Origin of the sequence: Candidatus Pelagibacter communis (assembly GCF_001180205.1) — a bacterium.
GTDB classification, from domain to species: Bacteria; Pseudomonadota; Alphaproteobacteria; order Pelagibacterales; family Pelagibacteraceae; genus Pelagibacter; species Pelagibacter ubique_O.
In genome coordinates this window covers 1-13720 of the sequence record NZ_CVSU01000024.1, presented here as the reverse complement: position 1 = coordinate 13720, position 13720 = coordinate 1, and the positions used below count along the sequence as shown (strand labels likewise).

19 protein-coding genes, 1 tRNA gene and 1 rRNA gene are annotated in these 13720 nt (G+C 28.2%); 9 read left to right on the top strand and 12 right to left on the bottom strand.

Features of this window, described 5'->3' with window-relative positions; translation table 11 throughout:
* Nucleotide 1: 1 nt before the first annotated feature.
* Together AMO08_RS01270 and AMO08_RS01265 are read right to left on the bottom strand one after the other, a co-directional pair.
* Nucleotides 2–790, bottom strand: a complete 789-nt coding sequence (locus AMO08_RS01270; RefSeq protein ID WP_075484445.1) for a class I SAM-dependent methyltransferase — start codon at nt 788–790, stop codon at nt 2–4.
* Nucleotides 787–1542, bottom strand: coding sequence for an FkbM family methyltransferase (locus AMO08_RS01265; protein WP_075484398.1), 756 nt, complete (start codon nt 1540–1542; stop codon nt 787–789). The genes AMO08_RS01270 and AMO08_RS01265 overlap by 4 nt, the downstream gene beginning before the upstream one ends.
* 79 nt (nt 1543–1621) lie before the next feature.
* On the opposite strand from AMO08_RS01265, the gene AMO08_RS01260 reads away from it, so the two are divergent.
* From AMO08_RS01260 to AMO08_RS01220, 9 genes are all read left to right on the top strand, one after another.
* On the top strand, nt 1622–2626 hold the full coding sequence (locus tag AMO08_RS01260) for an NAD-dependent epimerase/dehydratase family protein (protein ID WP_075484397.1): 1005 nt from the start codon (nt 1622–1624) through the stop codon (nt 2624–2626).
* 43 nt (nt 2627–2669) lie between these two features.
* Nucleotides 2670–2784: ribosomal RNA gene (rrf, locus tag AMO08_RS01255) — 5S ribosomal RNA — on the top strand.
* A 17-nt stretch (nt 2785–2801) separates the two neighbouring features.
* Nucleotides 2802–3707: an NAD-dependent epimerase/dehydratase family protein gene (locus tag AMO08_RS01250; protein WP_075484396.1), complete on the top strand. Its 906-nt coding sequence runs from the start codon at nt 2802–2804 to the stop codon at nt 3705–3707.
* The gene (ykgO, locus tag AMO08_RS01245; RefSeq protein WP_008545413.1) at nt 3685–3810 is read left to right on the top strand and encodes a type B 50S ribosomal protein L36; all 126 of its coding nucleotides are present in this window, start codon (nt 3685–3687) and stop codon (nt 3808–3810) included. The genes AMO08_RS01250 and ykgO overlap by 23 nt, the downstream gene beginning before the upstream one ends.
* 5 nt (nt 3811–3815) lie before the next feature.
* The gene (locus tag AMO08_RS01240; protein ID WP_075484395.1) at nt 3816–3926 is read left to right on the top strand and encodes an aa3-type cytochrome c oxidase subunit IV; all 111 of its coding nucleotides are present in this window, start codon (nt 3816–3818) and stop codon (nt 3924–3926) included.
* 20 nt (nt 3927–3946) lie between these two features.
* On the top strand, nt 3947–5035 hold the full coding sequence (locus AMO08_RS01235) for an NAD(P) transhydrogenase subunit alpha (RefSeq protein WP_075484394.1): 1089 nt from the start codon (nt 3947–3949) through the stop codon (nt 5033–5035).
* 4 nt (nt 5036–5039) lie between these two features.
* Nucleotides 5040–5348, top strand: coding sequence for a proton-translocating transhydrogenase family protein (locus tag AMO08_RS01230; RefSeq protein ID WP_075484393.1), 309 nt, complete (start codon nt 5040–5042; stop codon nt 5346–5348).
* A gap of 3 nt (nt 5349–5351) precedes the next feature.
* Nucleotides 5352–6746 (top strand): NAD(P)(+) transhydrogenase (Re/Si-specific) subunit beta, encoded by a 1395-nt coding sequence (locus AMO08_RS01225; protein WP_075484392.1) that lies wholly within the window; start codon nt 5352–5354, stop codon nt 6744–6746.
* 5 nt (nt 6747–6751) lie between these two features.
* Entirely contained in the window at nt 6752–7450 is a 699-nt protein-coding gene (locus tag AMO08_RS01220; protein WP_075484391.1) for a transaldolase family protein, read from the top strand.
* 6 nt (nt 7451–7456) lie between these two features.
* Here the strand turns inward: AMO08_RS01220 and AMO08_RS01215 are convergent.
* From AMO08_RS01215 to gap, 10 genes are all read right to left on the bottom strand, one after another.
* Nucleotides 7457–7533: transfer RNA gene (locus AMO08_RS01215), tRNA-Met, on the bottom strand.
* 6 nt (nt 7534–7539) lie between these two features.
* The gene (gene rpsU / locus AMO08_RS01210; protein WP_075484443.1) at nt 7540–7734 is read right to left on the bottom strand and encodes a 30S ribosomal protein S21; all 195 of its coding nucleotides are present in this window, start codon (nt 7732–7734) and stop codon (nt 7540–7542) included.
* A 63-nt stretch (nt 7735–7797) separates the two neighbouring features.
* The gene (locus AMO08_RS01205; RefSeq protein ID WP_075484390.1) at nt 7798–8379 is read right to left on the bottom strand and encodes a cell cycle transcriptional regulator TrcR; all 582 of its coding nucleotides are present in this window, start codon (nt 8377–8379) and stop codon (nt 7798–7800) included.
* Nucleotides 8380–8610, bottom strand: coding sequence for a 50S ribosomal protein L31 (gene rpmE / locus AMO08_RS01200; RefSeq protein WP_075484389.1), 231 nt, complete (start codon nt 8608–8610; stop codon nt 8380–8382). It abuts the gene before it with no gap.
* Between the two features lie 35 nt (nt 8611–8645).
* Nucleotides 8646–9386 carry an inositol monophosphatase family protein gene (locus AMO08_RS01195; protein WP_075484388.1) on the bottom strand — a complete coding sequence of 247 codons (741 nt, stop codon included), beginning with the start codon at nt 9384–9386 and terminating at the stop codon, nt 8646–8648.
* Nucleotides 9387–9388: 2 nt separating this feature from the next.
* On the bottom strand, nt 9389–9949 hold the full coding sequence (efp, locus tag AMO08_RS01190) for an elongation factor P (RefSeq protein ID WP_075484387.1): 561 nt from the start codon (nt 9947–9949) through the stop codon (nt 9389–9391).
* Nucleotides 9946–10560: a thiamine phosphate synthase gene (thiE, locus tag AMO08_RS01185; RefSeq protein WP_075484386.1), complete on the bottom strand. Its 615-nt coding sequence runs from the start codon at nt 10558–10560 to the stop codon at nt 9946–9948. The genes efp and thiE overlap by 4 nt, the downstream gene beginning before the upstream one ends.
* Nucleotides 10547–11554, bottom strand: a complete 1008-nt coding sequence (locus AMO08_RS01180; protein ID WP_075484385.1) for a class I fructose-bisphosphate aldolase — start codon at nt 11552–11554, stop codon at nt 10547–10549. Before AMO08_RS01180 ends, thiE begins: the two co-directional genes overlap by 14 nt.
* 1 nt (nt 11555) lies before the next feature.
* Complete coding sequence (locus tag AMO08_RS01175; protein ID WP_075484384.1) at nt 11556–12734, bottom strand: phosphoglycerate kinase; 1179 nt, start codon at nt 12732–12734, stop codon at nt 11556–11558.
* A partial coding sequence (gene gap, locus AMO08_RS01170; protein WP_075484383.1) for a type I glyceraldehyde-3-phosphate dehydrogenase occupies nt 12734–13720 on the bottom strand: 987 nt, incomplete at its 5' end. The genes gap and AMO08_RS01175, both read right to left, overlap by 1 nt.

Below are 13720 nucleotides of genomic sequence, written 5' to 3'. Positions count from 1 at the left end.
GTTATATCTTTTTTAATTCGAGCAAGAGATGCTCACCTATATTTTGTTCCAATATTCTAAAAACCTTTTTTGGCATATGTTTAAAATGATCAATTTTGATATATTTACCTTTTTTATAAGGTTTAATTTTATAGGGAAAAATAAAATCTTGATATTTATTTATAATTTTAAATTTATTTTTAAAAAGTTTATTTAAATCTTTATTATTAACTGTATATACTACAGGACAATTTTTTTGAGCTTCAAATCTATAATTCGTATGATTTAATAAAAAATTTTTGTATGAATTTTTTGCATAAAGCATTATTTTGATAGTGGTATTTTTGTTTGCAATTTTGTAAATACTATTAAATGCTTTTTTCATATTTTCTGTGTGATGAATTACACCAAAAGAATAAATTAAATCATATTTTTGTTTTAATTTATTTACATTTTTAAGGTTTTCACAATTATCAACAAATACTTTAGTTTTTTTTGGCTTTAAATTATACGCTAAAATTCTTTTTTTAACTATTTCGACAGATTTTTCTGAAAAGTCAATTCCAGTGTAATTTGAACCATTTCTTATAAACTCTATTGCATCAGTTCCAATACCACAACCTATCTCCAAAACATTTTTATTTTTGTATTTTTTAAAATTTGCAAATTTCGGAATATGTTTTTCTACAAAATATTTTTTTTTTCTCACTTCCTCAAAATACTCTTTTGATAGAAATTTTTTGCTTGAATGATTTATATTGCAAGGTTGCTTATTCCAGTATTTTTTTACTTTTTTAAGAATATTACTCATAAATTTTTTAACTTGTACCAATCATCTTGATCACTTATTTCTTTGAAGATCTTAATGTATCCATGCTCATTAAGTAAATCAAATATTGATTCTTTAATTTTACTATCATGATTATGCTCTATAGAAATTATTGATGGTTTGTAAATAGTAAAGTCTAAGTTTTTTAGTATTTCGAATTCATTTCCCTCAGTATCAATAGATAAATAATCAAATTCATTTGGGCAATTATATTTATTTAGAAGATCCATTAAAGAAATAGTTAAAACTGTGTAATTAATTTTATTTTTTATGGGTTTGAAATTAATTTTTGAAAAGTGTTTGTTTTCAAATTCTACAAAATTCACTTCAACACCAGTTTTATCCGAAACTGCTCTTTTATCAATTACACAATTTCTTTTAGAACAAATCTCTTTGTGAAATGATTTACAAGGTTCAGCTAAAATTCCTTCCCAATTAAATTTTTTTTCTAATAAAAAAGTATTTGAAAATTTTTCCCCATTTCCGGCACCAAATTCTACAAAAAATCCATTTTTTTTAAAGTTAAGCTGGTCTAAAACCATTATATCTTGTGAGTTCTCTGAGTTTGATTCATAAAAAATATTACCTATTTCTTTGAACCTATTTTTTTCCGATACATCCAAATACCTTATATAATTATATTTTTTCAATAATCTTTGGACATATAAAAGATAATCCAACTTTACTATTTTTAGACCAAAAATTTTAAATAAGCTGTTAATTAGTGTTTTCATTTTAATACTATTATTATATAGAGTTTTAAAAACATTAAACAAAAATATATATATAAAAAAAATCTATAAATAAATTTTGATGAAAAAAAATAAGTATTTAGTCTGTGGTGCAGGAGGCTTTATTGGGGGTCATTTAGTAAAAAATTTGATGGACGAAGGCCATGAGGTTGTATGTGCAGATATAAAACCCAAACATTTGTGGTTTCAGTTTTTTGATGAAAATGAAAATTATGATTTAGATTTAAAAGAATACGAACATTGTTTAAAAGTTTCAAAAGATGTGGATTATATTTATAACATGGCATGCAATATGGGTGGTATGGGATTTATAGAAAATAATAAAGCAGAATGTATGCTCTCTGTTCTAATTAATACGAATTTATTAAGGGCATCTTTAATTAACAAAGTTAAAAAATATTTTTTTTCATCTAGTGCTTGTGTCTATAACGGTTCCAAACAGAAAAATACTTTTATTGAAGGTTTGAGAGAATCTGATGCCTATCCAGCTGAGCCAGAAGATGGATATGGTTGGGAAAAACTATTTAGTGAGAGAATGTGTCGACATTTTAGTGAAGATTTTGGACTAGAAACAAGAGTTGCAAGATATCATAATGTTTATGGTCCGCTAGGGACATTTGATGGTGGAAGAGAAAAAGCTCCGGCAGCACTATGCAGAAAGATAATCAATGCAAAATTAAATTCAGAAAATAAAATACCAGTTTGGGGAGATGGGGAACAAACAAGAAGTTTTATGTATATAGATGATTGTATATCAGGGACAAAAAATTTGTTTTCAAACAAATTTTCAGAGCCATTTAATATAGGAAGCGAAGAACAAGTTTCTATAAATCAAATGATTGAAATAATTGAGGAAATTGCAAAATATAAAGTTAATAAGGAATATGAACTTGATAAACCCAAAGGTGTAAGAGGAAGATCTAGTAATAATGATTTAGTAAGAGAAAAGCTTAAATGGGATATAGAAGTTAAATTAAAAGATGGATTAGAAAAAACTTACAAATGGATTTATGATGAAATTACCAGCGGTAAAAATAATGATAAATTCACCAAATCGAGCTATTAAATTATAGTTGTCAATTTATATTTATTCATATATATAATTCCCGCCTGGTAATTATTGCGAAAGGGCTATACCCGATCCCATTCCGAACTCGGAAGTCAAGCCTTTCAGCGCCGATGGTACTTTGTCTTAAGATATGGGAGAGTAGGTCGTTGCCAGGCTAAATTTATCAGCTCTAATGAAAAATTATATTGTAATAACTGGTGGAGCTGGATTTGTAGGCTCAAACCTAATTGAACATCTTTTAAAAAAAACAAATAAAAAGATAATTAGTTTAGATAATTATTCTTCAGGTAAGATTATAAATCATATTAAAAATAAAAGAGTAACTTATCTAAAAGGAGAAACAATTTTAATTTATAAAATTTTATCATCTTATAAAAGAAAAATTCATTCATTATTCCATTTTGGTGAATTTGCTAGAATTTTTCAAAGTTTTGAAAAATTTAATGATTGTTATAAGTCAAACACCATCGGATCTTCAGCTGTTTTTAATTTCTGCTTAGAGAATAATATTAAATTAATTTATTCTGCTACTTCGGCAAGTCTTGGAAATAATGGTAATGATAAAAATTTATCCCCATATGCGTTTACAAAAGCCAAAAATTTAGAATTATTAGAGAATTTAAGAAAATGGTTTGGTTTCAAATTTGAAGTTATATATTTTTACAATGTGTATGGACCAAGACAAATTAAAAAGGGTTTTATGGCAACAGTAATTGGAATTTTTGAGTATCAATATTTAAATGGAAAGAAACTTTCAGTTGTTAAACCTGGTACTCAGACCAGGAGATTTACACATATACAAGATACAATTGAAGTTTGTTACTTAGCATGGAAACAAAACAAGTGTGCTCATTATAGTATTACTCATAAAAAAGCTTATTCTATTAAAGATGTAGCAAAAATGTTTAAATCCAAGTATAAATATGTAAAATCTAGAGAAGGAGAAAGATATTCTTCAGCTTTAACTAAATTTTCACTTAATCAAAGAATAATTAGAAAATATGGAAAAATAGAATTGAAAGATTACATATCTTCGTTTATTAAAGGAAAAAATTATGAAAATAAAAAGTTCACTTAAGTCAATCAAAAAAAGAGATTTAAACTCTAAACTCGTAAGAAGAAGGGGAAGAGTTTACGTTATAAATAAAACTAACCCTAAATTTAAAGCAAGACAGAAGTAATTTTTATGGATAATGAAAACCATAAAAATACTTGGAATAATTTTACAAAATTTGTTTTGTGGGGAACTGTCGCAGTAATCTCAGTTTTAGTTTTAATGGCAATATTTCTTTTGTAATATCTGAACTTATTTTTATTATGAATTTAGCTTCAATTTCAGAAAATCGAGATGTAGAAAATCGAATTGCAATTACTCCAGAAATTGCAAAAAAATATATCAGTTTAGGATTTGATTTAACATTACCAAATAATTATGGAACTCATTTAGGTTTTAATGACGAGGATTATAAAAATTTAGGAGTTAATTTTTTAGATAATGAAGAAACAATAATTAAAAATTCTGAAATTATTGTTCAAATAGGAATGCCTGTTGAGGAAAAATTATCATTTTTAAGAGAAAATCAAACTTTAATTGGTTCATTAAATTCTTATACAAATAAAGAAAAACTAGAAAATTTAAAGTCAAAGAAAATAAGTTGTTTTTCTCTTGAGTTGCTTCCAAGAATAACAAGAGCACAATCAATGGATATCTTATCATCACAAGCCAACCTAGCTGGTTACAAAGCTGTGGTAGAAGCTTTTCAAGTTTATGAGAGAGCAATTCCGATGATGATGACTGCAGCTGGGACAATTCCTGCAGCAAAAGTATTAGTGGTTGGGGCTGGAGTTGCCGGGTTACAAGCTATTGCAACTGCTAAAAGAATGGGAGCGGTTGTGTTTTCAACAGATGTTAGGATGGCCTCAAAAGAACAGGTTGAGAGTTTAGGTGGAAAATTTCTTACTGTTGAAGGATCTGAGAATTTAGAAACTGAAGGCGGTTATGCAAAAGAGGCATCAGATGAATTTAAAAAGAAGCAAGAAGAATTACTTTCAGAAACGTTAAAAAAAATTGATATAATAATTTGCACTGCTTTAATTCCAGGTAGAGAAGCTCCAAAGATTATTAAAGAAGAAATGTTTAAAAATTTGCAATCAGGTTCAGTCATTTATGACTTAGCAGCAGTTCAAGGAGGAAATACAGTCTTTACAGAAGTTGATAAAATTGTTGAAAAAGATGGTATTAAAATTTTGGGTGAGGCAAATATATTGAATAAATTACCCGTATCAGCTTCTAATTTATATGCTAGAAATGTATTTAATTTTATCTCTAATTTATATGATAAAGAAAATAAGAAATTAAATATTAATTTAGAAGATGAGATAATAGAGAAAACACTTATTAAATAGAATTATGGAAATAGATCCTTTTATATTCAGATTAAGTATATTTATATTATCAATATTTGTTGGCTACTATGTTGTATGGAGTGTAACACCTTCTTTACATACTCCTTTAATGTCAGTTACAAATGCAATCTCCTCAGTAATCATCGTAGGTGCAATAATTGCAGCTTTGTCTGGAGGCGATGGAGTAGTTTTTTCATCATCTAGTATTTATGGATTTTTAGCAATAATTTTAGCAGCTGTTAATATTTTTGGTGGATTTTTAGTCACTCAAAGAATGTTAGCAATGTATAAAAAAAAGAAAAAGGATAAATAATAAATGTCTGCAAATTTATCTGCAATTTTATATTTAGTATCTGGGGTATTATTTATCTTAGCTTTAAGAGGTTTGTCATCTCCTGAAACTTCAAGACAAGGAAACTTATTTGGAATAATTGGAATGGTTATTGCTGTAGTAGTAACATTCCTTTCTGTTGGTAATTTCAGTTCTGGATTTATTTATGTTCTAATATTTTTGGCCGTTGGTGGTAGTATTGGGGCATTTATAGCATATCGCATCCCAATGACCGCAATGCCAGAATTAGTTGCAGGCTTTCACAGTTTAGTTGGTCTAGCAGCAGTATTTGTTGCTATTTCTGCATTTATGAATCCTGCAGCCTTTAATCTTGGAACACCAGGAAATATTAAACTTGCAAGTTTAATTGAAATGGCGATAGGAGCAGCTGTTGGTGCAATTACTTTTTCTGGTTCTGTTATAGCTTTTTTAAAATTACAAGGAATTATGTCAGGTGCACCTATAACATTTAAAGGTCAGCACTTATTAAATGCTTTGTTATTAATATTAATTGTAATATTAACAATTTACCTTTGCTCAACTCAATCATCTAATTTATTTTGGACTTTAATAGCAGTTTCTTTTTTAATTGGATTTTTAATTATTATTCCTATTGGTGGCGCAGATATGCCAGTAGTAATTTCAATGCTGAATTCTTATTCAGGCTGGGCCGCAGCTGGAATTGGATTTACTTTGGAAAACACAGCTTTAATTATCACAGGTGCATTAGTTGGATCATCTGGTGCAATACTTTCATATATAATGTGCAAAGGAATGAATAGATCGTTCTTTAATGTTATTTTAGGTGGATTTGGGGCTACAGACCAAACTTCTGAAAACCAAAACAAAGAACAAAGACCAGTAAAAAGTGGTAATGCAGATGATGCGGCTTTTTTAATGAAAAATGCATCTTCAGTTATAATTGTTCCAGGCTATGGAATGGCAGTAGCACAAGCACAGCATGCTTTAAGAGAAATGGTTGATACATTAAAGAAGAATGATATCAAAGTATCTTATGCAATTCATCCAGTTGCAGGACGTATGCCTGGTCATATGAATGTTTTATTAGCTGAAGCAAATGTTCCATATGATGAGGTGTTTGAATTAGAAGAAATAAATAACGATTTTGCAAATGCAGATGTTGCATTTGTAATTGGTGCAAATGATGTGACAAACCCTGTTGCGAAAACTGATCCACAAAGTCCAATTTATGGAATGCCAGTTTTAGACGTTGAAAAATGTAAATCAGTTTTATTTGTAAAAAGAAGCTTATCTCCTGGATACGCTGGAATTGATAATGATCTTTTTTACAAAGAAAATACTTTAATGTTATTTGCTGATGCTAAAAAAATGACAGAGGATATTACAAAAAACTTATAGATTTGATGAATACAAAAATTTTTTGCGATATTGCTGATATATCCTTAATAAAAAAATTTAATAAATTTAAAATCGTTAAAGGGTTTACAACTAATCCAAGCTTGATGAGAAAAGCGGGTGCAAAAGACTATAAATCATATTCAAAAAAAATACTTAAAATTTGCCTAAAAAAACCAATTTCTTTAGAGGTATTTGCTGACGATCAACAATCAATGATTGAGCAGGGAAAAAAAATTAATAGCTGGGGTAATAATGTATATGTTAAAGTTCCAGTGGTTAATTCAAAAAATAGTTTTACAGGTAAAGTAATAAAAGAATTAAATAATAGTAATGTTAAATTAAATATAACTGCTGTTTATACAGCTAAACAAACAGAAAAAATTTTAAAAGTAATAAATAAGAAAACAAAAGTAATTATCTCAATATTTGCTGGAAGAGCAGGAGATACCGGAAAAGATCCAGTCCCAGAATTTATAAAAAGTATTAAGTTAGCTAAAAAATATAAAAATGTAGAGATTTTATGGGCAAGTGTAAGGGAGCCTTATAATTATTTACAAGCAAAACAATTGGGCTGCCATATTATTACAATTCCACCTTCAATAATTGAAAAAATTAAAAAATTTGGAAAGTCATTTGATCAATTAACGCAAGAAACTGTTAAAGCATTTCTTTCTGATAGCAAAAAATCTAATTTTAAAATTTAACAGAATTGGTTGCGGGGGACGGATTTGAACCGCCGACCTTCAGGTTATGAGCCTGACGAGCTACCAGACTGCTCCACCCCGCGGTATTTTCAAATTCTATTTTTAAGTTTATTAAGTTTTTTAACTCTTTTAATATTTTCTTGAAGAATTCTCTTTTTTTTTTCAGATGGTTTTTCATAAGTGTTTTTAAGCTTTATAACTTTAAAAAACCCATCTCTTTGAAGTTTTCTCTTTAAAACTCTTAAAGCTTGTTCAACATTATTATCTTTAACTTCTATTTTAATAACTACCTCCAAAAAAATGGTTTGATATCACTTTTATAAATTTATGTCTATTAATTTTATTCACTATATCGATGCTAAATTAGCTTTACTTTGTTTTTCTTTTTCTTTTTTTTCACGTTTTATTCTTCTTTCAGCTTTCTCTATAGCTTCAACTAAATCTTTTTGAGTAAATAAATTTAATGCAACAGGATCTTTTGGATTTAAGTTATTATAATTCCAGTAACTTTTATTTCTAATAGAGGTCACAGAATTTTTTGTTATTCCTACTAATTTAGCAATCTGAGAGTCTTTAAGTAAATTATGATGTTTTATAAGCCATAAGGCAGAATCTGGTTTGTCTTGTCTTTTTGATAAAGGTACATATTTCTTTATTTTTTTTTCATTATTCGAAATTTCAATGTCATTGCTTTTAATTTGCAGAGGTCTATTTTCGTCTTTAGATGATAGCTCAATTTCTTCCCTTGAAAGCTGTCCTGATATTATTGGGTTATAAGCTTTGATCCCTTTTGCCACCTCACCATCAGCAATTCCCTGTATCTCTACCTCATGTAATTTACAAAAATTTGCTATTTGTTTAAATGTTAGTGTTGTGTTTTCAACTAACCATACAGCTGTCGCCATTGGCATTAAAGGTGCATTTGACATTTAGTTTTTCTTTTCGGATTTGAAATTTTGAAATTTTTTATTAAATTTACTTATTCTTCCTTTATCCATTAATTTTTGTTTCCCACCTGTCCAAGCAGCGTGTGATTTAGGATCAATTTCTAGTTTTAATGTTTCACCCTCTGAGCCCCAGGTTGACTTAGTCTCAAATTGAGTGCCGTCAGTCATTTCAACTCTTATAGTGTGGTAGTTTGGGTGTATATCTTTTTTCATATCGAGACTTATAGCAAAAGAAATTTAGAACACAATTAAAAGTTCTTTAAATTTTCAAGCATTTTATCATTAATTGCTCCACTAGATGCTCTTATGTCTATATTATTAGTATTGAATTTATCTAAATCATTGACTATTCCGCCTGCTTCTTTCACTAACAAAGCTCCCGCTGCTACATCCCAAATATTAATTTTGTTATGAAAATAACCATCAAATCTACCTGATGCAACATAAGCTAAATCTAAAGCAGCACATCCACTGTATCGCATATTCAGATTACTAAATTTGACCCCTTCATGATTACTAGAGAACAAACATTCATCAATTAAGTTTTTGTTAGAAACTCTTAATCTTTGGTTGTTTAAATATGCACCTTTATTTTTTTCTGCATAAAACATTTCATCTTTTATTGGGTCAAAAACTAAACCACTAATTATTTCTTTTTGAGATTTTAGCGCTATGCAAATTGCAAAATGAGGTATTCCATGTAAAAAGTTTGTTGTTCCATCAATTGGATCAATAATCCAAATATTTTCTTTATCTTTATTTTCTATTTTGCCAACTTCTTCAGATAAAAAAGAAAAATTTTTTTTTGCTTTAGATAGTTCTTCAATTAAAATATTTTCGACATGTTTATCTGTTTTAGTAACAAAATCCCGAGGTCCTTTTTTTGAAACTTGTAGTTTTTCTAACTCCCCAAAATCTCTTATAACTGATTTTGAGGCTTTTTCAGCTGCTTTAATCATTAAATTTAAATTTGAAGATATAGAAATCATACTTAAATTTTTTTCACATACTCCAAATTTCTAGTATCTAAAATTATTTTATCACCTGTTTCTATAAATGGTGGAACTTGTATACTTAAGCCGTTACCAAGAGTGGCTGGCTTGTAAGAAGAGGACACAGTTTGTCCTTTGATGGCCACGTCAGTTGTTTCAATTTTACACTCTACTTGATTAGGTAATTCAATTGAAATTGGATTTTCGTTATAAAAACTTACTGAAACTTCAAGATTTTCTGTTAAGAGTTTTCCTTTATCTCCCACAGTTTCTTTTTTTATTTCTATTTGTTCAAATGTTTTTGGATCCATAAAAAAATAATTAGCCTCATCACTATAAAGATAATTGAAAGTCATTTCCTCTAATGAGGCTTTTTCTACTGTTTCACTTGATCTAAATCTTTCATTTAACTTTGTATTTTTATTTAAACTTTTCATTTCAACTTGAGCAAATGCACCACCTTTTCCTGGTTTTACATGTTGAGTTTTCAAAACTTGCCATAAGTCATTTTTGTATTCTAGAAGCATTCCAACTCTGATTTCTCCAGCATTAATTTTCATTTTAATCTTTTTATAGCTTCTAACGGTTTATATTTTTTATTTTTCCAGATGTAGCCTGAAATAGCTAAAAAATTGGCATTATTCAATAATAGATTTTTATAATTAACTGCATTAATTCCACCAATAGCTACTGTTGGTATTTTTGTAAATTTTTTAATCTTATTTAAAATTTTTACAGAGGCTACATACTTGATTTTTTTAGTTTTAGATTGATTAAAAGCGCCAAAGGCAATGTAATCAGCTTTAGCTTTAATTGCTTTTCTTGCTAAAATAATTGAATTATGACAAGTAATTCCTATAATTTTTTTACCTAGTATTTTTTTTGCAACCCTTATGTTCATATCTTTTTGACCAAGATGGCAACCATCTGCATCTAATTTTAAAGTAAGTAAGGGATCATCATTAATTATAAATTTTACTTTATTTTTTTTACAAATATTTTTAATTTTTTCTCCAATTATCATTTTTTTACTCTGTGAGTAACTTTTAAGTCTGAGCTGAAAAAAGCTTACTTTTCTAGTTTTTAAGATCAATTTAAGATCGTTATAGAAAGAATTAGTTATTTTGTTAGGAGAAATAAGATAAATAAATTTTTTTTTATTTATTTTCAAGTTTGTTCGACCAGTTTCCTTGCGCAGCCAAGGTACACATTTTAGCTCTATGATTAAAAGTAGTTTGAGTTGCCTCTATATTTTTAATATCTTTAGACCAAACTTTCAAAGCACTTTGCTGCAGAGCTCTTCCATATGAATAGGTCATTATAAAATTAGTATTATTATTTTTATTGATTAAATTTAAATTTTCTGTGGCTTCAATTTCAGATTGCCCTCCAGATAAAAAAGCTATCCCAGGCACTTCATTAGGTACAGAATTTTTAAGGCATTCTAAAGTTTTTATGGAAACTTCTTCACTACTAATTTTTTCTGAGAGGTTGCCAGGCAATATCATATTTGGTTTTAATATTATTCCTGAAAGATCAACTTTGTGTAAAAGTAGTTCTTCAAAACATTTTTTGATTACCTCTGATGTTTTATTTAAACAAACTTCGGCAGAATGGTTTCCATCCATCAATACTTCAGGTTCTATTATTGGAACCATTCCACTTTCTTGAACTAATGCAGAGTACCTAGCTAGTGCATGAGCATTACTACTAATTGCCAGTTCACTTGGATATTTTTCACCAATAGAATAGACACCTCTCCATTTTGTAAATCGTGCTCCAAGAGCATAATATTTTTTTAATCTATCTCTTAGGCCATCTAATCCTTCTGTAATTTTTTCTTTAGGGGAATTTGCTAAGTCTTTTGTACCTATATCAACTTTAATTCCAGGGATTGCACCTGAAATAGATATTAAATCAGGTATTGATTTTCCTGAGCTTGAAATTTGATTTATAGTTTCATCGTAAAGAATAACACCACCTATACAATCCTTCATTCCATCTGATGAAAAAAGAATCTCCCTGAAGGAAAGCCTATTTTCTTTGGTTGATTTGATATTTACTGCTTCAAGTCTTTTTGTCATAGTTCCATTACTCTCATCAGCTGCAAGTATACCTTTGCCATTAGAAATTATTTGAAGCGCAATTTTATTTAATTCAGACATTTTAATTTAATGCGGTTATACCAGGAAGGTTTTTACCTTCAAGATATTCTAAAAAAGCTCCACCTGCAGTTGAAACAAAATTAAACTTATTAACAGCATTTAAATTATTTAATAAAGAAACTGTGTCCCCACCACCAGCAACTGAAAAAATTTTGTTTGATTTATATTTTTCAATTATTTTTTCTGCTATTTGAATACTTCCATAAGCAAAATTTGGATTTTCAAAATATCCTGCAGGTCCATTCCAAAGAATAGTTTTACTGTTATCAATAATTTTTGCTATTTTATCAATAGTTTTTGAACCAATATCTAATATCATTTCATCAGATAATATTTCATCCAATTCTTTCTCTTGAGGAGATCCATTTAAATCTTTAGATACAATCACATCTTCTGGATAAATTATTTTACAATTTTCTTTTTTTGATAGAGAGATGATTTCTTCAACTATTTTTTCGTAATTTTTTTCTTTAATAGATTTTCCAATACTATTTCCAAAATATTCTATAAAATTGTTAGCCATACCCCCAACAATTATAATATTGTCAAATTTAGGAATTAAATTTTTAATAACATTAATTTTGGTTGAAATTTTTGAACCCCCAACAATACAAGTAATTGGCCTGGTAATTTCAGAAGTTATTTTGTTAAGCGCATTCACTTCTAAGTCTAGCTGTAACCCAGAAAACGAGGGCAAGAATTTCGGAATTTCATGAATTGAGGCATGAGCTCTATGTGAACAAGAGAAAGCGTCATTGACATATATATCTCCAAGATTTGATAGCAATTCAGCAAACTTATTGTCATTTTGCTCTTCTTCAGAATAAAATCTAATATTTTCTAAGATAAAAATATCTTCATTGTAGTCATTGAAGAAATTTTTACTTTTTATTTCTTTAATATTTTCACTAATAAGTTTTACTTTTTTTCTTAATTTATTTTGCAATTCTTCACAAATTGGTTTTAGTGAAAGATCTTTAACAACTTTACCTTTTGGTCGTCCAACATGTGATAAAATTATAATTTTAGCTTTTTCTTTAATCAAAAAATTTAATGTAGGAAGAATTTTATCTATTCTTGTTGTATCGGTTATTTTTTCTCTTTCCAAAGGAACATTTAAATCTAGTCTTAATAAAACTTTTTTATTATTTAGATTTTTTTCGTTTATAATACTTCTCATTAAGAGATTTTATGCAAAATTTCAGCGATATCGCACATTCTTTTAGAAAAGCCCCATTCATTATCATACCAGGCTGATATTTTACCCATATTACTTCCAACTACATTTGTTAAGGAAGCATCTACTACTGCAGAAGCAGGATGATGGTTAAAATCTATCGATACTAATTTTTCATGAGTAACTTCTAAGATATTTTTTAATTTATTTTTTGACGCTTGCTCAAAAGTATCATTAATTTTTTTTATATTAATATCTTTTTTTGTACAAAAAACTAATTCTATAAGAGAAACATTAGGAGTAGGCACTCTCATCGCAATACCTTCTAATTTCCCTTTGAGGCTTGGTATTATTTCTCCTATTGCTTTCGAAGCTCCTGTTGAAGTGGGAACTATTGATTGACTCGCAGATCTTGCTCTTCTTGGATCTTTGTGAGAATTATCTAAAATTCTCTGGTCGCTAGTAAATGCATGAATTGTAGTCATAAAACCTTTTTCAATTTCAAAATTTTCATCAAGCACACTGGCTAATGGCGCTAGACAATTAGTGGTGCATGACGCTGCAGATATTATTTTATCTTTTTTGGTAATTATATTTTCATTAACACCAAACACTATTGTTTTATCAGCATTTTTACATGGAGCAGAAACTATCACTTTTTTTGCACCATTTTCTATATGGGCAAGAAGTTTTTCTTTTGAATTAAATTTTCCAGTACATTCAAAAACATAATCAACATTATGTTTTTTCCAATTAATGTCTTCAATTTTTGTTTCTTGAGAAAATGTAATTTTGTTTTTATTAATTATCAAATGATTTGGACCAAAATCTAAATCAGCATTTAATTTTCCATGAATAGAGTCGTATTTGATTAATTTAGATGTAGTTTCTGTATTCGATCTATTGTTTATATGATTAATTTTTAAATTTTTATTTTTACTTTCGATAATTGATCTGACAACCATACGACCAATCCGCCCCATTCCATT